We start from the raw sequence: 23,613 nt of genomic DNA, 5'->3' as shown, positions 1-23,613 counted from the left end.
CGTCCTTGTTTCTTAAGAGGCGGGCTTGCTTTAATCTAAAAGGGATGATTAGTGGCGACTTCAATAGTGTTAGTGACTCAGGATTGTTTCCTTGTCAGGGGGATGCGGCTATTTTTCCCGGATATAATTTGCCTCTGTTCGATAGACAGAAACATATTTGATACCGACGCAAATGAATATACTGTACTGATTGATAGCCGTACGCCGCTGCGTTTATATGATTACCTGATACGCCATCCGGCCAGAACGAGAAAAACCATCTGCTGCGTTATGCTGGATATGCGCCCTCGAGAGGAGGATCTGCACAGTATGAAGCTGTTTATGAACACGTCGCTTACGCCTCCGGATATGGCGTCGTTATTCAATCTGGTGCTTGATATGAAAGGCTGGCGTCTGACAACCAAATGGCTGCTTAACTTACGGCTGAGTAGACATGAAGCGATAATGCTCCGGTTGCTGAAGGCAGGGAGGTCAATGGAAGAGATTGCAGATAAGCTGAATATGTCGGTTAAAAGCCTCTATCGCAAGCGAACGGCGCTATCGGAGCGGTTAGGGGCAGGGAACTTCAACGAGGCGTGTTTGTTTATCTTCAAAAACAAACTGCTGGACGCGGCTGGGAACGATCCCTAGCTTCGTCAGAAGCCAAAAGCACAAACCCGCCACGAGGGCGGGTTCTTTTAATGGAAATAATTCAGAACGACCAGCGCAGATTGGCGTTCACCGAGTTGACGCGGGTATCCGCACCATATTGTCCCTGGTAACCCACATCCAGCGTCGCAGCACGCGACAGCTGTACGCTCACGCCGATATCACCCACCATTACGTCCTCATCCACGGCTTGCCCCTGAGTAATGAACGCGTCGCTGCCCGCAAACGCCATGCGCGAAGAGGTATTCTTATCGCCATAAGCGTGCTGCCAGCCCAGCGAACCGTAGAGGTTAACGTTCTTCGGCAGCTCGGTCACACCGCGCACCCCGAGTGTGGAATAGAAGGTGTTCATCGTTTCGTTACGGACGCTCAGCGCAGCGGCACCGCCGTCTTCCCTGAAGCTGTCGGTATGCAGCCGGATGTACGATAAATTGACGAACGGCTCAATATTCCTGTCTGGCTGGCCGAAACGGTAGCCCGCTTCGGTAAACGCCAGCAGCGAGTTAGCGTCGTAATCTGACTTCAGCCGATCCGAGAAGCCGCTGAAATCAACATTGCGCTCGCCCTCGATCTTGTGCCAGGTGTAACCCAGCGCGCCGCGAAGGGAGAACGCATCCTGTTGACCCGCCGCATACAGGCCAAGGTGATAGTTGTCGGTATCCGTTGAGGAGCGACGGCTGTCGACGTCGTAATCACCCCGGCTGTAGCCGAAGTAGCCGCCGACACGCACGTTATGATCCGCCAGCTTGCGATCTGCCCCCAGCAGGAAGCCGGTGGTGTTGCCGTCCAGCTTGCCCACGTTTCCGTCGCCGCTGTTTCGGCTCCAGGAGCTGAAGGTCTGGCCCCAGACGCCATTGTTTTGCGGCTCCGGCTGCTGCACCAGCGACATGGCTAACGGTGGGATCGGCAGGCTGTCGTTATCAAACGCGCGCTGCATACGCTGGTTTAACACGTTAAACACCTGCGTGCTGCCAGCGATCAGGTTGGACTGCATTGATGGATAAACTTCACCAGACAGCTGGTTGAACGCCTCGCGCGCTTCCGGCGCGCTCAGCAGCAACAGCGAGTTATACAGCGCCAGCGACGGGCCGCTTTGCGTCAGCGTGGAGAGCGCGCCAGCGGTATTCCACTGGTTGCTGCTTTGGGCCACGGTCTGGAAAATGCCCGGCTTGCCGCTGCCCGGGTTTTCGCCGCCAGGATTCTCACCGCCCGGGTTTTCGCCTCCGGGATTTTCACCGCCCGGGTTCTCGCCTCCGGGATTCTCACCGCCCGGGTTCTCGCCTCCGGGATTCTCACCGCCAGGGTTTTCGCCTCCGGGGTTTTCTCCTCCAGGATTCTCGCCACCGGTTTCTTTCTGCGCGATGGTCAGATCGACGGCGTTGGTGCTTTGCTTAAGCGCCACGTCCAGGAAGGCGGATTTGGAAATCGCTCCGGCGAACTCACCGTCAATTCCCCCGTCGGAGGTCAAAATGCGGTAGCTTTGGCCCGTTTTATAGCTGGTTTGCGGATCCAGCGCGGTGACCTGTACCTTAGCCCGATCGCTGATGGTGGTTTTGCCCGATACCAGTAGCTGGTCGCTGCTGCCATCGCCCGCGATATCCACGTCATAGAAGGATTCGCCGATAAAGTTCAGATAGCGTTTCAGCGTCAACGTACCGATATTGCCGTCGCCCGGCGAGATATGCCCGCCGGACAGGATCTCGGTCTGGCCCAGCGTGCCGTTGCCGCCCAGCGTGCCGCCGGACTTGATTGACGCGGCGCTGCTGTAACCGACCCCGTCGCTGACGTCTGAACCCGCCGTCGCGTTGAGGATCAGCGTACCGCCGTTCTCGGCGCTAAGCGTCTGAACATCAAAAATATCGTCTTCTGGCTGGGTATTAATATTGCTGGCAATGATGACTTTACCGCCCCGCGCGGTTACGTTCGCCTTGAGTGCGGAAAGATCGCCGTTCAGCGTCGTCTGCCCGGAGGTGTTGATCACATCACCTTCACCGCTCATCGTGTTGCTGAAGATGTAATTTCCGTCGGTATGGTTGAAGTAGACATAGCTGCCGAACAGTCCGCCACGCAGGCTGATTGCCGTCTTCGCATCGAGGGTACCTGCGCCGCCCGCCGTGCCAGGTGTTGGCTCAGTTAAACCCGTGCCGGTGTCCATATTGCCGCGGCTGCCGATGATGAGCGCACCCCGGTTCGAGCCGGAACCCGATGTCCCCACGATCAGCGCATTGCTGCCAGCGGAAAATGAACCGCCGTCAATCACAGACAGCAAGCCATTGCCGTAATCGCCCACGCTCACGCTGCTGCCGCTGGTAAAGCGCGAGTCCTTGCCCGCAATAACCAATTCGGCGGTTTTCCCTGAGCCGGAGACGCCCGCCACCTGCACGCCGCCAACGTTAACCGCTCCGCCGTTCAGTACGTCCAAGTCGCCATAAAGCGTCAACGTACGGCCAACGTTCCACTGTGAGCCACTCCCCGTGACGGTGGCTTTCGGGCTCAGCGTGTCGGTTTCACCCGGCCCGGTACCATTCCCGATGCGCGCATCGTAGGCGGTATTGAGCGCCGCGCCGTCCTCAATTGCCAGCGTGGAGCGTGCGCCCAGATCGGTACCTACGCTCAGAAAATTACTGGTCACGCGAGAGCCGGCACCCGTGGCGATAAGGTGGCTGTCGTAGCCCCGGGTGGTGCCGACAACGATCTCCTTTGCGCTCGCCAGCGCGCCCTCTTCGACTCGCAGGGTGCCGAGGCCAAGATTCAGGTCGCCGCGCAGGACGTACCGATCGTTCACCGCGTTAAGCTCAGCGTCTGGCCCACGGACCGTGACCACGCTTTCATAAATTTTGCCGTCGAACAGCCTACCGATATTGATGTTATAGGCGGTGATTTTGCCATTATCGATCAGCAGGTTTCCGCGTTGATTACGTCCAACATAAACATCTCCGGTGTAACCCAGCGTTTCGGTAATACGCGAGTCGCCATCAAAAAAGGCATCGGCTGCACGCGCGATATCGGCAGGTAAAAACAGTAACAGCGGCGCGGAAAATAGAGCGAGGTAAAGTCTGGAAAGCGGCGTCTTAACCGCTAAAGCATGCGATGTAGAGTTATTCACGGGCTATCTCCGTACTCATTAGCGTGATGTCTGGAAAATCGTTTTTATGAAAACTCAGATACGTCAGAAAATGTAAAAGGCGTTATTTATGTACGCCTTTTGATGCGGCGTTAATTATTTATGTGTGACAACAGGTGTACAGGTTGGCGCGCTTAGCGTCGGTGCGGATCCTAAAATCCCCGGCATCATCATTGATGAACAATCGAAAATACGCCCTTTTTCTGTCGTGGCGCGATAAGACAGTTTTTGTCCTCCCAGTGCGTCCGGCTGGGCGCCATTAACGTTGGTCACGGTTATTTCATCCGATGAGCCCAGTCCCAGCATTTTAGCGGTCTCCGCTTGCAGGAGTGGAATAGCCTGATCGGTTTTCAACGTGGAACAACCGGCTAGCATCAACGTAACGGTTAAAACGATTAGTGGTTTTTTCATAAATTATCCTTGATATCCAACCAGTTAATTTCACTGATTGTATTTATGTTTTCTTTTACCCAAATCAGCGAATAATATATTTCTCTTTCCTAATCGAAAAAACCCTCCTAAAGTAGGGTGGGTAGATAATAATTCATCTGTACTCTAAAATATGCGAAGGTAAAAGGAGGCTCCTTTGGGACAGAATTATGCGTTAGTCGTTGATGACCATCCATTGGTAGCAAGCGGCATCGCCAATTTTCTGATTACACATTGCCAGTTTAAACAGGCGTGTGTGGTGACGAATGAGGATGATTGCTACCGCCAAATTAGGGATCATGGCCCGCCACGTTTGCTGGTAATCGATTTTTGGCTCTCTTCCGGAACGGCCCTGAAATTACTCAAAGAAGTAAAACAACTTTACCCACAGGTACGACTCCTGGTGGTCAGCGGGGATGACAATAATGACATCTGGCGCAAAGTTAATGCCGCCGGGGGACACGGTTTTGTATTGAAAAGCGAGCCACCTGAGATGTTCTCGCGGGCCGTTTTCGCACTCAGTGATAATCAGACCTGGTTTCCTGAGGGAAACGAAATTTCCGTTAAGGCAAATAATGAGAAGTTAAGTAAATTTAACTTAACGCCGCGACAAATAGACGTATTAAATATGATTATGCGCGGCCTGCCAAATAAACGAATCGCCGCGCAGCTTTCAATTTCTGAGCCCACGGTCAAAGAACACATCAGCAATATATTGAAAAAGATAGGTGTTAACAGCCGGGTCGAAGCCATCACGCTTCTGCACGGCAAGCAGGAACCGTCGGAATGAGGTTTTTCCAGAGCTTACAAAACGAAGGTATATCTGCTCCGGCGCAGATCCGTTTGCTAAACAACACCTTTCTGCGGCTGGTATTTAGCTTTAGTGCTGTGCCCTTTGTGGGTATTCCTTTCGCCATCTGGATTTATATGCTTGGGGACGACCTCGGCCCAACGATTATCTGGATAATTATTTATCTGCTATGTGCCGTGGCGATACGACTATTGCACCGACGCTATCAGCGTGAAGCGAAAGAAAACGGTGATAGGGACGTCCTGCGACGCTGGCTTCCGCGTATTAATAATATCGCCTTTATTCACGGGCTGGGCATTTCTTCGCTCTATTTAATTACTCCACAGACGCAGAATTTTGACTTTTTCCTGTTACTTAATATCAGCATCGCCGCTATCGTCGCCGCCAATGCGACGCATCTGACGCCGGTCATCAGCACCTTTACGCGCTTTTTCTTCGCCTCCTGGGGGGGGCTGAACCTCGGTATTATCTGGCGGCTGGATGAGTTGATGTTCATCGTGCTCATGCTGAATCTGCTTTACGGCTTCGCAATTTACCGCCATGCGTTAACTTCCCATGCGTTCTTTATTCAGCAGGCACTGCTTGAGGAAAAAAGCTCACGCCTGGCGGAACAGTTTCGTCAGGCCAAAGAGGACGCGGAGCAGGCACTGCTGGATAAAAATCAGTTTCTGACAACCGCCAGCCACGATCTGCGCCAGCCCGTACACGCTATGGGCTTTCTGATCGAAGCCATCCTCCACCGAAACCGGGACGACAGCCTGACGCCACAGCTTCTTGACCTTCAGCAGAGCGTTCGCTCGGTACATTTAATGCTCAACTCTCTGCTCGATCTCAGCAAAATAGAATCCGGGAATGTCCTCTCTGTCCCGACCAAAGTGGATATCGGTGCTCTGCTCGACTCGGTCATCACGCTGTTTCGCGAAGAGGCCAACAGCCGCGCGCTTAGGCTGTGCATCCGGCGGCCTAAACGCCGTATCTACGTGATGGGCGATTCGCTGCTGGTGCGACAGTCCCTGATTAACCTGATTCAAAACGCCCTTCGTTACACGCTCCAGGGCGGGGTGCTGGTCGCCATCCGACCGCGCGGTGACGAGTGTATGGTGGAGGTGTGGGACACGGGAGTCGGTATCGCCGATGAAGAGAAGGGCAAAATCTTCTCACCTTACTACCGCCCCGAGCTGGCATGGAAGATCGACAGCGCCGGACACGGGCTGGGACTGGCCGTAGTGGCCCGTTGTGCCAAGCTGATGAAGGTGAAATACGGGATGCAATCCATTGAAGGTAAAGGCTCACGCTTCTGGATGCGCTTCACCCAATACGTTGGTGAAGACATTGCGCCGGATATCCCGCCCGCCGCTGACAACACCGCCACGCCGGTACGCTATGCGCCCCTGCACGGTTCCTGCCTGGTCGTCGATGACGACCCGCTGGTGACGTCTGCCTGGGAGAGCCTGATGAACATCTGGGGAATCGACGTACGCTGTGCGGCCTCGGCTGAAGAAGCGTTTGCCATAATCGACGACGGCTTTACGCCGTTCGCCGTGCTGTGCGACCAGCGTCTGCGATCCGGCGAAAGCGGCTTCGATATCCTGAAAGCGCTTTTTGACCGTCTGCCGGATATGAGCGGCGCGATAGTCAGCGGCGAATTTAATTCACCGGTTCTGCTGGAGGCGGAGCAGGAGGGGTACCTGGTGCTTCGCAAGCCTCTGGAGCCGGCTAAACTGCATGCGCTGCTGACGCAGTGGTCAGGGTGTCGTGGATAGGGGAATAGATAATAGCAGCATTGCGCTTCACTGTAGGGCCAGATAGTACGCGGTGTCCTGCTGTGATGCCAATGTGTCGGTATGGTTGAGCCGCTGAGGGAGGATTTCGCGGGCCTGATTAATGATTTCATCGTGCATGATTCAGCCTCCTGTGGTGATCTGCATGTTGCTTCTACCGGGCAGGGCGGGAGATGTTGGAAACGGCCCCGAAGGAGTCATTAGAGTTGCTACCAGCGAAGTTCCGCAGTGGGCAATAATGTCAGTTTTCGAGCGTATACTCTAAGATATCTTCAACTCGTTGATATATATAAATTTGACGAATATCGTCAGGTAGCGATTTATCCGCAAAATTAAGTTAAACTTCGTCACAGGTTTCAGTGAGTTATGGGACGGATAATAGAATGACCAGCGAAGAGGCACTTTTAAAATCAGGTTTTAGCAAACGAGATCTTCAAAAGTTAAAAAACAATATTGAAAATTACGGTGGTTCGTTTGATAGCGTAACTCATGATCTGGCCAATCGTTTTAAGGCTATGAAGTGGATAACTATTATTGCCTTCATCATACTGGCTTTAACTCTTTTACTTGCATCCAAGGATACAAGCCTGACACTTGCGCTCACATTATTGATTGTACTACCTTTCATCTGGTATATAACGCCAGCAAAACTTGGCTACAAATCCTGGCGTTATCGTAAAATGCTGACTAATTCTGGGACGGGTCGCTGACGGACAACAGATCAAAAATAATCTTAGCTTTCACGCCATAACCCGCTATTTTCATTGTAAGCTGCGGGCGGCTCAGTGTGCTCACCTTTCGGTAATAGTCAGCAGGGAGATAACGAAACAGTCGCCAGGTACCAGGTCGCCGTAACAAGCCAAAAATGGTGTACGCATTAGCGGCCAGTGAAATTGATTTGTAGACACCTAACCCATTCTCACGACTAAAGCCCATAAACTCAGCTGTAGACATCGCGGCATTCGCGACCAGCCCTTCACTGGTAGTGTTGTTAGTTGCGTAGCGAGCCACTTCTTTACTGATGCTGTTTGTCCCGTCAGTAACCAGAATCGCACCAGCAAGAACCCCGAGAGGGGTCATAGTGCCTATGAGGGTAAATCCTGCGGCTATTTCAGCACCGGCCAGGACAACACTAACAGCCGAGATCACATACCCAACAATTTTGTTATTCTCTCGGATAAACTCGACTTTAGCGTAAAGCTTCGCTGCCTTCGTTCTTAATAAACGCGCTTGTTCCAGCAGGTTACTGTTTTCTTCTCTGAGAATTTTAACGCATTCCATGCATTCTTCATCTGATTTAGCCCGACGAGCTAACGTAAACTGATGTTCTATGAGGTCCCGAATTTCCTGAACAAACTTCATTCGAGTCAAACTATCGCTGAGATGAAAAGCCGACAGAGTGTTGGCTGTATTTACCAGTTTCCTGGCTTCCATATTCACCATAGTTTCCGCCCAGGCTTTATTTCTTCCATCTGAGCGCATCATGTTAAGTAATGCTGCATCCATTGTAGCTTTACCGGCCTCTGCTTAGACTGATAAATGCCCCCATGACAGCCATGCGTGCCAACGCACACACAATATAGTAGCAATGTGGTTACGGTGTCTGAAGTAGAAGTCGCTTTTTACAGCTTCGTTCCTCGGCCTACTTTACTGCGGTTAGCCAGGGCCTGTTCCAGCAGTGTACGGAACGCCGAAAGGTCACTTTTCAGGATGTCCCGGATGGATTTACCACCGATGAATCTAATAAAACAGTTAGCCGATGGGGGGTAATCACGGATACGTGATGCCGCTCTGTCGGGCTCTGTCCAATTGATATGTGCATTTGTAATGCTCAAATAGATCGGTGAAGGTCAGGTTTTTCTGCTTCTGTGTGGCGGTAAAGGCGGTAAACAACGCCAGTTGTACCACCGGGAAGCGGGGCCGGAGGAGAGATAAGGGCGGTAACTACTGTTCAAACAACGAGTTGCTGACTCAGAAAGCAAAAACCCCCGCCGAAGCGAGGGTTATAAATAAGTGGTGCCCGGACTCGGAATCGAACCAAGGACACGGGGATTTTCAATCCCCTGCTCTACCGACTGAGCTATCCGGGCAACGGGGCGCATTAAACCCGATCCTCCCTCCGACGTCAACGAAATTTGTTGTTTTCGTTGCAGACTGCACACTCTCTCACCATTTCGTCGCAAACTTAAGCGAAAAAGTGCGTCCAGAGCGCGGAAAGCGGCATCGCGAGCAGCAGGGCTGGGAGCATGTTCACCACTGCAAACATCTTGATGCCACAGATGCGCAGCCCTGTCGCCAGCAGCAGCAGGCCGCCGACGGCGGTAAAGTCCGCCATCATCGCAGGCGTCGTCAGCGGCAGGATCAGCGTGGCGCAGGTGGCCAGCGCCAGCTGAATAAGCAGCATCGGTACACAAATCGCCGCCACGGCGATGCCGAGGGTAGTGGCAAAGATGGTGGCAGTAAAGAAATCCAGAAACGCTTTCGCAATCAGTATGCTGGGATCGCCGGTCATCCCTTCCTGCATCGAACCGAATATCCCCGTGCCGCTGGCACAGAACAGAATAATGATCGCAACGTAGTTCTGAATAAACGACTCGTGCGTGCCGTGCTTTGCCTTGCCCGGTCGGGCAATCAGATTTTTGGCTTTGCCTACCGCGTGATTAATGCCTTTTTCCAGATAGCAAAACTCGCCGATCAGCGCGCCGAGCAGTGTCGCCAGTACCATCACCGGCAGGTTGGCGCATTTCACCACTAAAAGGATACCAATCCCTAACGACGCCAGGCCAAAAATGGAGGGCATGGAGACGCGAATACGCTCCGGCAACCGCTGGCTTAATACTGCCCCAAGTACACCGCCCAGCAATACGGCTCCCGCATTGATAAAGGGTCCAATCACCACGTTTAACTCCTGTTATTTAAGCACTGGCATTGCATGATTATGGCACGTCCGTCCCTGATTATGCTTAGCTTTGGGAGGCGTAACGCATACTGATTCCTTCTTGCACCTGAAAATAAAAGGTGACATGATTGCGCGAATTTTCTCCTTCCTGTCTCACCGTTCGGTGAGGGTATTTGCGCTTATGAAAACCATGAAAATTGCCGTCAGCCGTGAGCTGGTATCCAAAGTTTCTACGCATCGCGAAAAGGTTATGCTGGATAACACCGATTTCACCGATGTGGCGGCAGTCGTCATTACGGTTGTTGAAAGCTACAGCGGCATTCTTGCGTTGCTGAAGCGTACGGGCTTTCAGCTACCGGTATTTATGTTCTCAACAGAGCCAGGAGAGGTGCCAGAGGGTGTCACGGCGATCATCTCGGGTAAAGCACAGGAATTGCTGGAACTGGAATCTGCCGCCTGCCGGTATGAAGAGAACCTGCTGCCACCCTTTTTTGACACCCTGAGCCAGTATGTGGCGATGGGAAACAGCACCTTTGCCTGTCCGGGTCACCAGCACGGCGCCTTTTTCAAAAAACATCCCGCCGGGCGGCAGTTTTACGACTTCTTCGGTGAAAACGTGTTTCGTGCCGATATGTGCAATGCCGACGTGAAGCTCGGTGATTTGCTGATCCACGAAGGTTCTGCCAAGCACGCGCAAAAGTTCGCGGCGAAAGTGTTCAACGCGGATAAAACCTACTTCGTGCTGAACGGCACGTCGGCGGCCAATAAAGTGGTGACCAATGCGCTGCTGACCCGTGGCGATCTGGTGCTGTTCGATCGTAACAACCATAAGTCCAACCATCATGGGGCGCTGATCCAGGCCGGGGCAACGCCTGTCTATCTTGAGGCAGCCCGTAATCCGTTTGGTTTTATCGGCGGGATCGATGAACACTGCTTTGATGAGGCCTGGCTGCGGGAACTGATCCGTGACGTCGCGCCGCAGAAAGCCGCCGAGGCGCGCCCGTTCCGTCTGGCGATCATTCAGCTCGGCACCTACGACGGCACGATCTACAACGCCCGTCAGGTGATCGACAAGATCGGTCACCTTTGCGACTACATCCTCTTTGACTCCGCCTGGGTCGGCTACGAGCAATTTATCCCGATGATGGTGGAAACGTCTCCGCTTCTGCTGGAACTGAACGAGAACGATCCGGGAATTTTCGTGACCCAGTCGGTCCACAAACAGCAGGCCGGGTTCTCGCAAACCTCACAGATCCATAAAAAGGATAACCATATTCGCGGTCAATCGCGCTTCTGCCCGCACAAGCGGCTGAACAATGCGTTCATGCTGCATGCCTCCACCAGCCCGTTTTACCCGCTGTTTGCGGCGCTGGACGTGAACGCCAAGATCCACGAGGGTGAGAGCGGACGCAGGTTGTGGGCTGAGTGCGTCGAGCTGGGCATTGAAGCGCGCAAAGCCATTATCGCCAACTGCAATATGATCAAACCCTTTATCCCACCGGTGGTGGCGGGGCGGCCATGGCAGGATCACCCCACGCAGGCTATCGCCAGCGAGCGTCGCTTCTTTAGTTTTGAACCGGGTGCAAAATGGCACGGTTTTGAAGGCTATGCCCGCGAGCAGTATTTCGTCGATCCGTGCAAGCTGCTGCTGACCACGCCGGGCATTGATGCGGAAACAGGGCACTATACCGATTTCGGCATTCCGGCGACCATTCTCGCCCACTACCTGCGCGAAAACGGCATTGTGCCGGAGAAGTGCGATCTCAACTCCATCCTGTTCCTGCTGACGCCAGCCGAGAGCGCGGAGAAGCTAATGCAGCTGGTGGCGATGCTGGGGCAGTTTGAACAGCATATTGAAGACGATACGCCGCTCGTGGATGTGCTGCCGACCATCTATCAGAAATACCCGGTGCGTTACCGCGACTATACGATCCGTCAGCTGTGCCAGGAGATGCACGATCTCTACGTCAGCTTTAACGTGAAGGATTTACAGAAGGCGATGTTCCGTCAGGAGAGCCTGCCTGCCGTGGTGATGAACCCGCAGGATGCCAACCAGGAGTACATTCGCGGGAACGTCGAACTGGTGCGTATTCGTGACGCCGAAGGACGCATTGCCGCCGAAGGTGCGCTGCCATACCCGCCGGGCGTGCTGTGCGTGGTACCGGGGGAAGTCTGGGGTGGAGCAGTACAGCGCTACTTCCTGGCGCTGGAAGAGGGCATTAATATGCTGCCGGGTTTCTCGCCAGAGTTGCAGGGCGTTTACAGCGAGAAGGATGCCGACGGGATCAAGCGACTGTATGGGTACGTGTTAAAGTAGGGCCCCTCACCCTAACCCTCTCCCCAAAGGGGAGAGGGGATTGCACGGAGCCGTCTTTTCACCCTCGCCCCTTTGGGGAGAGGGCCGGGGTGAGGGGAGTTAAGTCGCACTACGCCTGTACATCCTTCTCGGATGCCCAATCTTCCCGTACAGCATCTCCACCGTCAGAAAACCCACCTCCACGCAGTGTTCCAGATAGCGCCGGGTGGTGGTTTTACTCAGGCCCGTCTCGCTCACCACCTCATCCACCGTAAAGCAGTGCGCCGCCTTGTTGTTAAACAACGTTTGCACCCGCGCCAGCGTGTTCTCCTCTATCCCTTTGCTGCCGTTGTCCAGTCGATAATTTTTCGCCTGTAGCTGATAGAGTGAATCCACGTTCTGCTGGTCGACAATCTTCCAGACGCGCTGCTGTTCGGCAAACTGCACAAAACGTTCCAGCGACTGGCTCAGGCGCTTCCAGGAAACCGGCTTGAGGATGTAGTCGAACGCGCCGTTACGAATGGCCTGGCTACAGGTGTCCATATCGCTGGCGGCGGTGATGAAAATCACCGAGCAGTTGGCGCGGGTGAGCATCGGGTTGCTGATAAGGGTGATGCCTTTGCCGTCCGGCAGATAGTTATCCAGCAGCATCAGCTTCGGCTGTTTGCTCTCCAGTTGTACCTGCGCGTCGGCCAGTGACGCGGCAATCCCCACCAGCCTCAGGCGCGGATGTTTACCGATAAGCTCCGCGTGCAGTTGCGCCAGTTCGTTCTCGTCTTCAACAATCAGTACGTCGATAAGTTCATGTTGCATAGTCGGTATCTTCCAGTTCCTGTACGGGGTGCCGGACCGTTCCCGTGGCGGGAATAAACAGTGAGAAAATGGCACCGCGTGGGGTGTTATCGGCAACTTCAATTGCACCGCCAGCCTGCGTGACGTAGCTTTCAATCAGATACAGGCCAATACCGTGATCGCCGCGCGTTTTGGTGGTGATGCCGCGCTCAAAGATCCGGTCGCGGATCTCCGGTGTGATGCCGACGCCCTGGTCGGCGACTTCAATAATCAGTTCCTGCTCGTTCAACTTTATTAGCACGTCTACCGGGGCATGCGGGAGCGGGGCGCGCTGGGTCGCTTCGATGGCGTTATCCAGCAAGTTCCCGATGATCGAGACTAGTTCCGATTCGAGCAGCGGCAGGAAGGGTTTGTCCACCCGGCAGGCTGGATCGAAGCTCAGCTCAACGCCTTTTTCACGCGCGCGCGCGGCCTTTCCAAGCAGCAAACCGCACAGCGTCGGGGAGCTAAAGCGGGACGAGATAAAGTCCAGCAGCTCCTGAGCGTGTTCCGACTGCGCCTGTATATAGCGAATTGCCTCGTCATAACGGCCCATATGCAGCAGGCCGGACAGCGTGGTCATGCGGTTCAGCTGTTCATGGCGCATGATGCGCAGGTTATCAACATAGCGCTTTACCTGGCTGAGCTGGGCGCTGAGCGAGTCGATCTCGTTGCGATCGCGAAAGGTGATCACCCAGCCCTGCAACGCATCTTCCAGCATGATCCGCACCCGGCTGGCAATGACCGTGAGATCGTTAAAGCGACAGATCTCATCGTGGGTGTCTTTCGCAAGCATGGTTTGCGCGTTAAAGAACGGGACGGGCGCGATCACCTGGCTGATGAGTTGACCCCGCAGTTCGCGGGCGGGCTGGCGTAAGCCTAATAATTTACGCGCCGCCTGGTTAATCACCTCAATGCGGAGATCGTCGTCGATGGCAATCACCCCTTCATAAATGGATTCCATCATCGCCTTTTGCTGACGCACCAGCAGGCCGATTTCGCGCGGCTCCAGAGAGAATATCTGCTTCTTGATGCTGCGGGTGAAGAACCAGGAGAAAATAAACAGGGCGATAAGCAGCAGCACGGCGGCAATCAGGATATTAACCACCTTGCTGACGGTGATGGTGTCCAGATAGCTTGTGAGATAGCCTACCGAAACAATCCCCACCACCTGCCCGGCATCATTAAAAATGGGCGCTTTGCTGCGCAGCGAAATGCCTAACCCGCCCTTGCGGATGGTGATGGTGCTTTTGCCGTGTAATACCTCGTCGTTGTCTCCGCCAACCAGCGTTTTGCCTACCCGGTCGGCAAACACGGAATGGAAAAGATGCAGCCCTTTATTGTCACCAATCACAATAAAACTGGCGTCGCTGCGGGCGGCTATTTTCTGCATAAAGTCATGGATGCCCTGGATATCCTTTTGTTCGACTTCTTTTCGCAGAGAAGGAATAAGCGCAATTTCTTCGGCCTGTATTTTTGCGCGCGCGCTCATTTCCTGATAAAGCTGCCTGCCGACATCGACATAATAATATCCGCCCAGTAATGCGAACAGCACTGAGAAAAAGGCGACCAGCGAAATAAACAGCTTGATCTGAAACGATACTTTCATAACTATCACGCGAGATATCAACAGGTCGGCTGAATATATCATCTTTTAAGGCCAGGATGCCCGCTTTGCCGAAAACTTGTGATCCCTTGCACAGCGCAGCCTGTAAAAGATTTTTCCGAAAGTCTCATCCTCTTAAGGTTAAATGAATAAATGTTATTTCTTTGTTCAGTTAAGAAAAGAAACCATAAAAACCACGGCAATAAATAAGGCATAAATCACATTAAATAAAAGAAACCATTAAAACCATAGCGGCCATTAAAACTTCGCTTTTAATATGCCATTCCTCACATAAAGTAAGCCTTTGTGACTCTAAGCTGGACGCACAAAATAACTAAGGGGCTTATTATGAGCACAACTGACGATTCATTCTCTGTTACCCACGACCCGATTGATATTCAGCGGCCATCGCTCAAAGAGCGCTGGTGGCATATTATGGATACCTGGAAAATCGGCATTATTCCTCTGCCACTGTTCGTTCTGGCGGGCGCGCTAATTGCGATTGATTGCCTGGGCGGAAAACTACCGAGCGACATCGTGGTCATGGTGGCCACGCTGGCCTTCTTCGGCTTTGCCTGCGGCGAGTTCGGCAAACGCCTGCCGATTGTCGGCAAGCTCGGCGCGGCGGCAATTTGTGCCACCTTTATCCCTTCCGCGCTGGTCTATTACGGCCTGCTGCCGGACGTGGTGGTCGAGTCCACGACCAAATTCTATAAATCCACCAATATTCTCTACCTCTATATCTGCTGCATTATTGTCGGCAGCATCATGAGCATGAACCGCACCGTGCTGATCCAGGGCTTCCTGCGCATCTTCTTCCCGATGCTGTGCGGTGAAATCGTCGGCATGATTGTCGGCATGGGCGTTGGACTGGCGCTGGGCCTTGAGCCGTTCCAGATCTTCTTCTTTATCATTCTGCCGATCATGGCGGGCGGCGTCGGGGAAGGGGCGATCCCGCTCTCTATCGGCTATGCCACCCTGCTGCACATGGATCAGGGCGTGGCGCTCGGCCGCGTGCTGCCGATGGTAATGCTCGGCGGCCTGACGGCGATCATCATCTCCGGTTGCCTCAACCAGCTCGGGAAACGCTACCCGCACCTGACCGGTGAAGGCCAACTGATGCCTAACCGCGCCAACGCCGATGCCACCGTCTCTCAACCCGCGTTCTCCGGCAAAGCGGATGTGACCACCATCGCCTCCGGCGCGCTGCTGGCGGTGCTGCTGTACATGCTGGGCATGCTCGGTCACAAGCTGATTGGTCTGCCAGCGCCGGTCGGTATGCTGTTTATGGCGGTGCTGGTGAAGCTCTGTAATGGCGCCTCTCCGCGTCTGCTGGAGGGTTCCCAGGTGGTGTACAAATTCTTCCAGACCTCCGTGACCTACCCGATTCTCTTCGCCGTTGGCGTGGCGATTACCCCATGGCATGAACTGGTGGCGGCGTTCACCGTCAGCAACCTGCTGGTGATTATCAGCACCGTTTCCGCGCTGGTGGCAACCGGATTCTTCGTTGGCAAAAAGATTGGTATGCACCCGATTGATGTCGCCATCGTCTCCTGCTGTCAGAGCGGGCAGGGCGGTACCGGTGACGTGGCGATCCTGACCGCAGGCAACCGCATGAGCCTGATGCCATTCGCCCAGATTGCTACCCGTATCGGCGGGGCGATTAACGTCTCTGTCTCACTGCTGATTCTGGGCAACTTCCTCGTTTAAGTTTTCAGGAAAGAACAATGAAACTCGCAAGCTTTTTATACCAGGGTAAACGCAGCTACGGCATCGTTCAGGCCGAGGGCGTGATTGATTTAGGCCGCCGCCTGGGCGACCGCTATGGCGACCTTAAAGCGCTGTTGCAGGGGAACGGGCTGGCGCAGGCCACCCGTTTTCTGAACGACGCGGTGGATGTACCGCTGAACGCCATCACCTTCTTACCGGTGATTGTCCAGCCGGAAAAAATTCTCTGCGTGGGCATGAACTATGCCGACAAGCGCAAGGAGTTTGACCAGCACAACCCGGCCCCGACCCTGTTTGTCCGCTTCCCGGATTCACAGACCGGCCACAACGAGCCGGTGCTGAAGCCGCGCCACTCCAGCGAGTTCGACTACGAAGGCGAGCTGGCGGTGATCATCGGCAAAGGCGGGGAGAACATCAGCCGCGACGACGCCCTGCGCCACGTGGCGGGCTACAGCTGCTACATGGACGGCTCCGCCCGCGACTGGCAGCACACCTGGTTCACCGCCGGGAAAAACTGGCGGCAGACCGGGGCGTTCGGCCCGTGGATGGCGACGGCGGATGAGATCCCGGACCCGCACAGCCTGGCGATCCGCACCTGGCTGAACGGCCGCATGGTGCAGGAGGACAACACCAGCAGCATGATCCACAAGGTGGCGGAGCTGATCGAATACATCAGCACCTTCACCCGTCTCAGCCCGGGCGACGTGATCATCACCGGCTCGCCTGGCGGGGTGGGTAAAAAGCGCAACCCGCCACTGTTTATGAAGGAGGGGGATCGCATTGAGGTAGAGATCGAGCATATCGGTCATCTGAGCAACGTGATCGTGGAAGCGCCAGCCGTCGGGCTCGCGGCAGCGCACTGAGTAAGGCGGCAGCATGCAATCGCAACCCATTGATTTTCGCCACACCGTTGTGGCGAAACACCCGGAACGCTTAAGCCAGATCCGCTACCTGCTGGCAGACAGCGGCCTTGGCCTGGACAACGACATCACGCTGTTTGTTGAAGCCTGGTCCGGCGCGCAGCTGGTGGGTTGCGCCGGACTTGCTGCCAACGTCATCAAGTGCGTCGCGGTCAACGAGCAGCTTCGTGGGGAAAACCTCAGCGCGCGTCTGCTGGCAGAGGTGGAAAATGCGGCGCTGGAGCGCGGCCATTTTCACCTCTTCCTCTGCACCCGTCCGTGTAATAAGGAGCGCTTTGGCCGCAGCGGTTTCTGGCCGGTTGCCCAGAGCGGGAACAACGCGGTGCTAATGGAGAACACTCCGCAAGGGATCGTGCGCTACTGCCGATCCCTGCGCGCTAGCCGCAAGTGTGGGGAGAAGATTGGTGCCATCGTGATGAACGCCAACCCATTCACCCTCGGTCACCGTCATCTGGTGGAGCAGGCGGCGGCGCAGTGCGATGCTCTGCATCTGTTCGTGGTGCGTGAAGACGCCTCGTTCTTCCCGTTCAGCGCGCGCTTCGAGATGGTGCGCGCGGGCGTGGCGCATCTGCCGAACGTGGTGGTGCATGAAGGCTCGCAGTACATCATCTCCCGCGCCACGTTTCCGGCCTACTTCCTGAAGGAGACCGGTAAAGTGCAGCAGGCATGGAGCGAGATAGACGTGCTGATCTTCCGGGACTTTATCGCCCCGGCGCTGGGCATCACGCACCGCTTCATCGGCTCGGAGCCGTTCTGCGATATCACCCGCCAGTACAACCAGACGCTGCACGATCTGCTGGCCTCGCACATCGACGTGGTGGAAATGCCGCGCATCAAAGCCACCGGCAACGCTATTTCGGCCTCGGAAGTGCGCCGTTTACTCAAGACACAGCAGTTTTCCCGGATCCGGGAGATTGTTCCGGACTCCACCTTCGCGCACCTCGAAGCACATTATCGTGCGAGTGCGGAAGTCGCATAACTATCAGGAATTTATCATGAATATTGTAAGGGAGGCGCTGGCCGGAACGCAGGAGTCCAGCGACCTGATGGTGAAAATCGCCCCCGCTCACGGTGAGCTGGAGATTGTCATCCACAGTGAAGTGATTAAGCAGTTTGGCGAGCAAATACGCCAGGTGGTCAACGACACATTGCGCGCCATGAATGTGCACCAGGGATTAATCATTATTGAAGACAAAGGGGCGCTGGACTGTGTGATCCGCGCCCGCCTGCAAAGCGCGCTTCTGCGTGCCGCCGATGAACAGGCCATCAACTGGGGGGCGCTGAAATGAGTAAACTCCGCCGCAGTATGCTGTTCCTGCCGGGCGCCAATGCCGCCATGCTCTCCACCGCCTTTATCTACCGCCCCGACTCCATCATGTTTGACCTTGAGGACGCCGTGGCCCTGCGCGAGAAAGACACCGCACGCATGCTGGTGTTCCACGCGTTGCAGCACCCGATGTATCAGGATATCGAAACCGTGGTGCGTATTAACCCGCTGAGCACGCCGTTTGGCCTGCTGGATCTGGAGGCCGCCGTACGCGCGGGCGTAGACGTGATTCGCCTGCCAAAAACCGACACCCCGGACGATATCTACGAGCTGGAGGGCCACCTGGAGCGCATTGAGCAGGAGTGCGGGCGTGAAGTAGGTTCCACCCGCGTGATGGCGGCGATTGAATCGGCCATTGGCGTCATCAACGCCGTGGCGATTGCCCGCAGCTCCCCGCGCCTCATCGGCATCGCGCTGGCCGCCTTTGACTACGTAATGGACATGCAGACCGAGCGCGGCGACGGCACCGAGCTGTTCTACGCCCGCTGCGCTGTGCTGCACGCCGCCCGCGCTGCGGGCATCGACGCTTTCGACGTGGTGTGGTCAGACGTTAATGACGAAGCCGGGTTCCTGCGCGAGGTCGACCTGATCCGCAAGATGGGCTTTAACGGCAAATCGCTGATTAACCCGCGCCAGATTGACCTGCTGCACAACGCCTACGCCCCGACTCAGGAAGAGGTGGATCACGCGAAATGGGTGATTGAAGCGGCAGAAGAGGGCGAGCGTAACGGCCTGGGCGTGGTCTCGCTCAACGGCAAAATGGTGGATGCACCGATTATTAACCACGCGCAGGTGGTGCTGGAGCGCGCGGCGGCCTCCGGCGTGCGTCGGTAAGGATGACATAATGAATCAGACAGAACTTCTCCATGTGAATTTCCCCCATCTGCGGGATCTGAAGCCTTTTGATACCGCCCACAGCGCGACGCCGTGGCTGGCTGACAGCGAGGCGAAACACAACCGTAAGCTTTGCGCCTCCCTCGAAGAAGCCGTCATGCGCAGCGGCTTGCAGGACGGGATGACCATCTCTTTCCACCATGCCTTTCGCGAAGGCGACCGGGTGATCAACACCGTTGTGGCGCTGCTGGCGCGGATGGGTTTTAAAAATTTGACCCTGGCCTCCAGCTCGCTGATGACCTGCAACGACGCGCTGATCGAGCATATTCAAAGCGGCGTGATCGCCCGAATTTACACCTCCGGTATGCGCGGCAGGCTGGCGGAGGCCATCTCCCACGGGTTGATGGACGAGCCGGTACAAATTCACTCCCACGGCGGGCGCGTGAAGCTGCTCCAGGATGGCGAGCTGAATATCGACGTGGCATTTCTCGGCGTGCCGTGCAGCGATGAGTTTGGCAACGCTAACGGCACGCAGGGCAAATCGTGTTGCGGTTCGCTGGGTTACGCCATGGTGGACGCACACTTTGCCCGTAAGGTGGTGCTGCTGACCGAAGAGCTGGTGCCGTTCCCGAATATGCCCGCCAGCCTGGTGCAGGATCAGGTGGACTACATCGTGCAGGTGGAGAGCGTGGGCGACCCGGCGAAAATCAGCGTCGGTGCGGCGCGCGTCACCAGCAACCCGCGCGAGCTGATGATTGCCCGCTATGCGGCGGACGTGATTGAACACTCTGGTTACTTTAAACCGGGCTTCTCGATGCAGACCGGCTCCGGCGCGGCGGCGACCGCCTGCACCCGCTTTATGGAAGAGAAGATGGAGCGCAGCGGCGTGAAGGCGCGCTTCGCCCTTGGCGGTATCACCGGCAGCCTGGTGGATTTGCACGAGAAGGGGCTCATCGAAAAGCTGCTCGACACCCAGTGCTTTGACGGCCAGGCGGCGGCCTCGCTGGCGCGCAACCCGAACCACGTGGAGATCTCCACCAACGTCTACGCCAACCCCGGCAGCAAGGCGGCAAGCTGCGACCAGCTCGACGTGGTGATCCTCAGCGCGCTGGAAATCGACGTCGATTTTAACGTCAACGTCATCACCGGATCCGACGGCGTGATGCGCGGCGCATCCGGCGGGCACTGCGACGTGGCGTCGGCAGCCAACCTGACCATTGTGGTCGCGCCGCTGCTGCGAAGCCGCATCCCGACCGTTGTGAAGCGCGTTACCACGCGCCTCACGCCGGGGGAGAGCATTGACGTGCTGGTCACCGACCACGGTATTGCGGTCAACCCGGCGCGCCCGGAGATCCGCGAACGACTCATGGAAGCAGGCCTGAAGGTTGTAGATATCAACGCGCTCTATGAGCGGGCGATTTCCCTGACCGGCGTACCGAAACCGATTGAGTTCACCGACAAAATTGTCGGGGTGATCCGCTACCGCGACGGCAGCGTGATCGACACCGTTCGACAGGTAAAGGAGTGAATATGACTATTGCGACACCCGTGCGGACGGGTGTCAGCCTGGACGCGCTGCTGGCGGCGAAAGAGCGCCGCGCAGCCCGTCAGGCTGACTGGCTTACGCACCATCAACAACCGGTGATCTCCCTAACGCTGGTCACGCCCGGGCAAATCAAAGACAGCCTGCGCTATCGCAACACCATGGGCGTGGCGTTACAGATGTGTGACCAGCTGCTGTGGGAAAACCGCTGGCAGGTGCTGGACCGCCAGGTGCTCTGGCTACCCACCGGACCTGAAGCGCTGTGGTGCGTCGCGCATCCGGCGGCGGAAATTAAAGCGCACTGTGCTGAACTGGAGCAGACGCACCCGCTCGGCAGACTGTGGGATCTGGATGTGATCTGCCCTGAAAACGGCCACGTTGGCCGTCAGTCGTTGGGTTCACACCTCAGGCGCTGTCTGATTTGCGACGAGCCTGCCCACGCTTGTTCCCGTTCTCGGCACCATCCCGTTGAGCAGGTGGTTTCCCGCGTGGAGAAAATGATAGATGACTGGTTTGCTCGCGACTAAACCGCGCCCGGTTGATGTTCCTGCGCTTGCCGCAGAGGCGCTGTGGCAGGAGCTGGAGCTGACCCCCAAACCGGGGCTGGTGGACAGGCTCAATAACGGCTCCCATCGCGATATGGACCATACCTTATTCCTCCGCAGCATTGCGGCGATTACGCCGTGGTTTGCCCGTTTTGCGGAACTGGGTGAAGCACATGCGGCCAAACCTGCCGATCAGCAGTTGCGGATTATCCGCCCGATGGGAATGGCCTGTGAGCAGGCAATGTACGCCGCCACGGGCGGGGTGAACACGCACAAGGGCGGGATTTTTGCCCTTGGTTTGCTCTGCTTCGCCGCCGGACGTGTAAAAAATATCTCTGCGGATAGCCTCTGTTGTGAGGTAAGTAACATCTGTCGTGGGCTGGTGGCGCGGGAACTGGGCGAGCGCAGCGGACAGGTAACGGCGGGAGAGCGACAGTTTCAACAGTACGGTTTAACCGGCGCGCGCGGTGAGGCAGAAAGCGGCTTCAGCACGGTGCGTAAGGCGCTGGCGCAGTGGAAGGGAAACACCCTTCATGACCTGTTATTGCGCCTGATGGCCATCAACCAGGACAGTAATCTCGTTTCGCGCGGCGGCACTGAAGGGCTGCGCTACGTCCAGGGTTATGCGCAGGAGCTGCTGGCGAACGGCTGGGATCAGGATGCGTTGCTTAGGATGGATAACGCGTTGATTGAACGAAACCTGAGTCCGGGCGGCAGCGCGGATTTGCTGTCGGTGGGGTGGGTGCTGTCTGGAATAAAATAGCCGGGTGGCGCTAACGCTTACCCGGCCTACGGTTTGCGGTTTGTAGGCCCGGTAAGGCGAAGCCGCCACCGGGCACAACAATCAATGCGCGATCGGCTGCGCACCGTGTGGTTCGCGTACGTGCTTGTACTTGAACAGCACGATGAACGCGAAGAAAAGCACCAGTGAGTACCCGGCGAAGATCAGCCACACTGGCTGCCAGTTGGTGATGCCGTTGGTGGTATACATCTCAACCACTTTACCGCTCACCACGCCGCCCAGAATACAGCCGAAGCCGTTGGTCATCATCAGGAACATGCCCTGCGCGCTGGCGCGAATTTCAGGTTTCACCTCTTTTTCTACAAACACCGAGCCGGAGATGTTGAAGAAGTCGAAGGCGCAGCCGTAAACAATCATCGACAGAACCAGCAGCACGGTGCCGAACGCGCTTGGGTCGCCGTAGGCGAACAGACCGAAGCGCAACATCCAGGCAGCGATACTGATCAGCATGACGTTCTTGATGCCGTAGCGGCTCAGGAAGAACGGGATGGTCAGGATGAACAGCGTCTCAGAGATCTGCGAGATGGACATCATCACCGACGCGTGTTCAACGATAAAGCTCCCGGCAAACAGCGGATCGTTATCGAAGCTGTGCAGGAAGGTATTACCGAACATGTTGGTGATTTGCAGTTCCGCGCCCAGCAGCATGGAGAAAATAAAGAAGATCGCCATGCGCTTGTTTTTGAACAGGGCGAAGGCGTCCAGGCCAAGCATGGTGCTCCAGCTCTGGTTTTTCTGCTGGTTAGAAACCGGAATGGTGGGCAGCGTCAGGGTGAACAGCGCCAGCAGCACGGAGAGCGCGGCACCAATATACAGCTGCATGTGGCTCAGCTCGAAGCCCGCGAAGCTCACGCCCCACATTGCCATGATAAAGCCGATGGTGCCCCAGATACGGATTGGCGGGAAGTCGGTGACGATATCCAGACCGGCAGATTTCAGGCGGTAGTAGGAGATGGTGTTGATCAGGCCAAGCGTTGGCATATACGCCAGCGAGTTAAGCAGGATCACCATAAACATCGCCCCCGGCGTGGTCACTTCGGCCGCCATAAACAGCGTCCCCGCACCCACCAGATGGCAAAGCATATACAGCCATTTCGCACTTAACCATTTATCTGCCACGATACCGAGCAGCGTTGGCATGAAAACAGCCGCAATACCCAGCGAGCTGTAGACGGCACCGATTGACGCACCATCGAACTTGAGCGTCACAAACATATAGGAGCCGAGTGTAGTCAGCCAGCTACCCCACAGGCAGAACTGCAGAAACGACAAGATTTTAAGCTGCAGCTTAAGGTTCATGTTACTTTCCTCACAAGTGAGCGGGAGATATGTTGTTATAGGAACATTCAGGGTTGTTATTTGATGCAATTCTATCAGTTGGCAACGATATGTTTTGTTACCTCCCGCAAAAAAATGCAATCCACATTAATTTGCAGTTTGGATTGTGATGCAAATAGCATTTTTGTATGGGTGGGGTGGAGTGAGTGCG

Annotated in this window: 20 protein-coding genes and 1 tRNA gene; 13 read left to right on the top strand and 8 right to left on the bottom strand. The window is 55.7% G+C overall.

From position 1 onward, the window contains the following. Window positions 1-102: 102 nt before the first annotated feature. Entirely contained in the window at window positions 103-630 is a 528-nt protein-coding gene (locus ACOT0L_RS15030) for a helix-turn-helix transcriptional regulator (protein ID WP_045308383.1), read from the top strand. Between the two features lie 61 nt (window positions 631-691). Here the strand turns inward: ACOT0L_RS15030 and ACOT0L_RS15025 are convergent, their stop codons facing one another. Beyond that, complete coding sequence (locus tag ACOT0L_RS15025) at window positions 692-3,754, bottom strand: autotransporter outer membrane beta-barrel domain-containing protein (protein WP_126503481.1); 3,063 nt, start codon at window positions 3,752-3,754, stop codon at window positions 692-694. 114 nt (window positions 3,755-3,868) lie between these two features. Continuing rightward, window positions 3,869-4,183, bottom strand: a complete 315-nt coding sequence (locus ACOT0L_RS15020; protein ID WP_003862457.1) for a lipoprotein — start codon at window positions 4,181-4,183, stop codon at window positions 3,869-3,871. Between the two features lie 175 nt (window positions 4,184-4,358). Between ACOT0L_RS15020 and ACOT0L_RS15015 the strand changes: the two genes are divergently transcribed. The 3 genes from ACOT0L_RS15015 (at window position 4,359) to ACOT0L_RS15005 (ending at window position 7,503) form a co-directional block, all read left to right on the top strand. Continuing rightward, window positions 4,359-4,991, top strand: a complete 633-nt coding sequence (locus ACOT0L_RS15015; RefSeq protein ID WP_063163587.1) for a LuxR C-terminal-related transcriptional regulator — start codon at window positions 4,359-4,361, stop codon at window positions 4,989-4,991. Beyond that, complete coding sequence (locus ACOT0L_RS15010; RefSeq protein WP_126503479.1) at window positions 4,988-6,775, top strand: hybrid sensor histidine kinase/response regulator; 1,788 nt, start codon at window positions 4,988-4,990, stop codon at window positions 6,773-6,775. Before ACOT0L_RS15015 ends, ACOT0L_RS15010 begins: the two co-directional genes overlap by 4 nt. Before the next feature lie 401 nt (window positions 6,776-7,176). Continuing rightward, complete coding sequence (locus ACOT0L_RS15005; protein WP_023298582.1) at window positions 7,177-7,503, top strand: hypothetical protein; 327 nt, start codon at window positions 7,177-7,179, stop codon at window positions 7,501-7,503. Here ACOT0L_RS15005 and ACOT0L_RS15000 read toward each other — a convergent pair. From ACOT0L_RS15000 to ACOT0L_RS14990, 3 genes are all read right to left on the bottom strand, one after another. Beyond that, complete coding sequence (locus tag ACOT0L_RS15000; protein WP_063134835.1) at window positions 7,481-8,299, bottom strand: DUF4225 domain-containing protein; 819 nt, start codon at window positions 8,297-8,299, stop codon at window positions 7,481-7,483. The two genes, ACOT0L_RS15005 and ACOT0L_RS15000, sit on opposite strands and share 23 nt — an antisense overlap. 508 nt (window positions 8,300-8,807) lie before the next feature. Then, window positions 8,808-8,883 (bottom strand) — tRNA-Phe (locus ACOT0L_RS14995). Between the two features lie 95 nt (window positions 8,884-8,978). Then, a complete protein-coding gene (locus ACOT0L_RS14990) occupies window positions 8,979-9,692 on the bottom strand; it encodes a DUF554 domain-containing protein (RefSeq protein ID WP_003862452.1) in 714 nt (237 codons plus the stop codon). Window positions 9,693-9,873: 181 nt separating this feature from the next. Here ACOT0L_RS14990 and ACOT0L_RS14985 point away from each other — a divergent pair, with 181 nt between their 5' ends. Then, complete coding sequence (locus ACOT0L_RS14985) at window positions 9,874-12,009, top strand: ornithine decarboxylase (protein WP_023298579.1); 2,136 nt, start codon at window positions 9,874-9,876, stop codon at window positions 12,007-12,009. A 99-nt stretch (window positions 12,010-12,108) separates the two neighbouring features. Here the strand turns inward: ACOT0L_RS14985 and ACOT0L_RS14980 are convergent, their stop codons facing one another. Together ACOT0L_RS14980 and ACOT0L_RS14975 are read right to left on the bottom strand one after the other, a co-directional pair. Beyond that, the gene (locus tag ACOT0L_RS14980) at window positions 12,109-12,801 is read right to left on the bottom strand and encodes a response regulator (RefSeq protein WP_022649373.1); all 693 of its coding nucleotides are present in this window, start codon (window positions 12,799-12,801) and stop codon (window positions 12,109-12,111) included. Continuing rightward, window positions 12,791-14,428: an ATP-binding protein gene (locus ACOT0L_RS14975; RefSeq protein ID WP_022649372.1), complete on the bottom strand. Its 1,638-nt coding sequence runs from the start codon at window positions 14,426-14,428 to the stop codon at window positions 12,791-12,793. Before ACOT0L_RS14975 ends, ACOT0L_RS14980 begins: the two co-directional genes overlap by 11 nt. Window positions 14,429-14,773: 345 nt before the next feature. Between ACOT0L_RS14975 and ACOT0L_RS14970 the strand changes: the two genes are divergently transcribed. Genes ACOT0L_RS14970 through citG form a run of 8 tightly spaced genes read left to right on the top strand, consistent with a single transcriptional unit; the run spans window position 14,774 to window position 22,085 of the window. Further along, complete coding sequence (locus ACOT0L_RS14970) at window positions 14,774-16,135, top strand: 2-hydroxycarboxylate transporter family protein (RefSeq protein WP_022649371.1); 1,362 nt, start codon at window positions 14,774-14,776, stop codon at window positions 16,133-16,135. A 17-nt stretch (window positions 16,136-16,152) separates the two neighbouring features. Next, window positions 16,153-17,016, top strand: a complete 864-nt coding sequence (locus ACOT0L_RS14965; RefSeq protein ID WP_015571851.1) for a fumarylacetoacetate hydrolase family protein — start codon at window positions 16,153-16,155, stop codon at window positions 17,014-17,016. A gap of 13 nt (window positions 17,017-17,029) precedes the next feature. Continuing rightward, complete coding sequence (gene citC, locus ACOT0L_RS14960; RefSeq protein ID WP_063201570.1) at window positions 17,030-18,052, top strand: [citrate (pro-3S)-lyase] ligase; 1,023 nt, start codon at window positions 17,030-17,032, stop codon at window positions 18,050-18,052. Between the two features lie 16 nt (window positions 18,053-18,068). Further along, the gene (gene citD / locus ACOT0L_RS14955) at window positions 18,069-18,362 is read left to right on the top strand and encodes a citrate lyase acyl carrier protein (RefSeq protein WP_017382935.1); all 294 of its coding nucleotides are present in this window, start codon (window positions 18,069-18,071) and stop codon (window positions 18,360-18,362) included. Next, the gene (gene citE / locus ACOT0L_RS14950; RefSeq protein ID WP_126503477.1) at window positions 18,359-19,234 is read left to right on the top strand and encodes a citrate (pro-3S)-lyase subunit beta; all 876 of its coding nucleotides are present in this window, start codon (window positions 18,359-18,361) and stop codon (window positions 19,232-19,234) included. The genes citD and citE overlap by 4 nt, the downstream gene beginning before the upstream one ends. Window positions 19,235-19,244: 10 nt before the next feature. After that, the gene (citF, locus tag ACOT0L_RS14945) at window positions 19,245-20,762 is read left to right on the top strand and encodes a citrate lyase subunit alpha (RefSeq protein WP_045308348.1); all 1,518 of its coding nucleotides are present in this window, start codon (window positions 19,245-19,247) and stop codon (window positions 20,760-20,762) included. Window positions 20,763-20,764: 2 nt separating this feature from the next. After that, window positions 20,765-21,304 (top strand): citrate lyase holo-[acyl-carrier protein] synthase, encoded by a 540-nt coding sequence (gene citX, locus ACOT0L_RS14940; RefSeq protein WP_022649366.1) that lies wholly within the window; start codon window positions 20,765-20,767, stop codon window positions 21,302-21,304. Beyond that, window positions 21,282-22,085 (top strand): triphosphoribosyl-dephospho-CoA synthase CitG, encoded by an 804-nt coding sequence (gene citG, locus ACOT0L_RS14935; protein ID WP_126503475.1) that lies wholly within the window; start codon window positions 21,282-21,284, stop codon window positions 22,083-22,085. The genes citX and citG overlap by 23 nt, the downstream gene beginning before the upstream one ends. An 81-nt stretch (window positions 22,086-22,166) precedes the next feature. Here citG and ACOT0L_RS14930 read toward each other — a convergent pair whose 3' ends face one another. Continuing rightward, window positions 22,167-23,423, bottom strand: coding sequence for a nucleoside permease (locus tag ACOT0L_RS14930; RefSeq protein WP_022649364.1), 1,257 nt, complete (start codon window positions 23,421-23,423; stop codon window positions 22,167-22,169). Between the last annotated feature and the right edge of the window lie 190 nt (window positions 23,424-23,613).

Origin of the sequence: Enterobacter cloacae complex sp. XAL002, from assembly GCF_049236805.1 — a bacterium.
GTDB lineage: Bacteria > Pseudomonadota > Gammaproteobacteria > Enterobacterales > Enterobacteriaceae > Enterobacter > Enterobacter intestinihominis.
The sequence above is the reverse complement of the archived record's forward strand: the minus strand, read 5'-3'. Positions and strand labels throughout refer to the sequence as shown.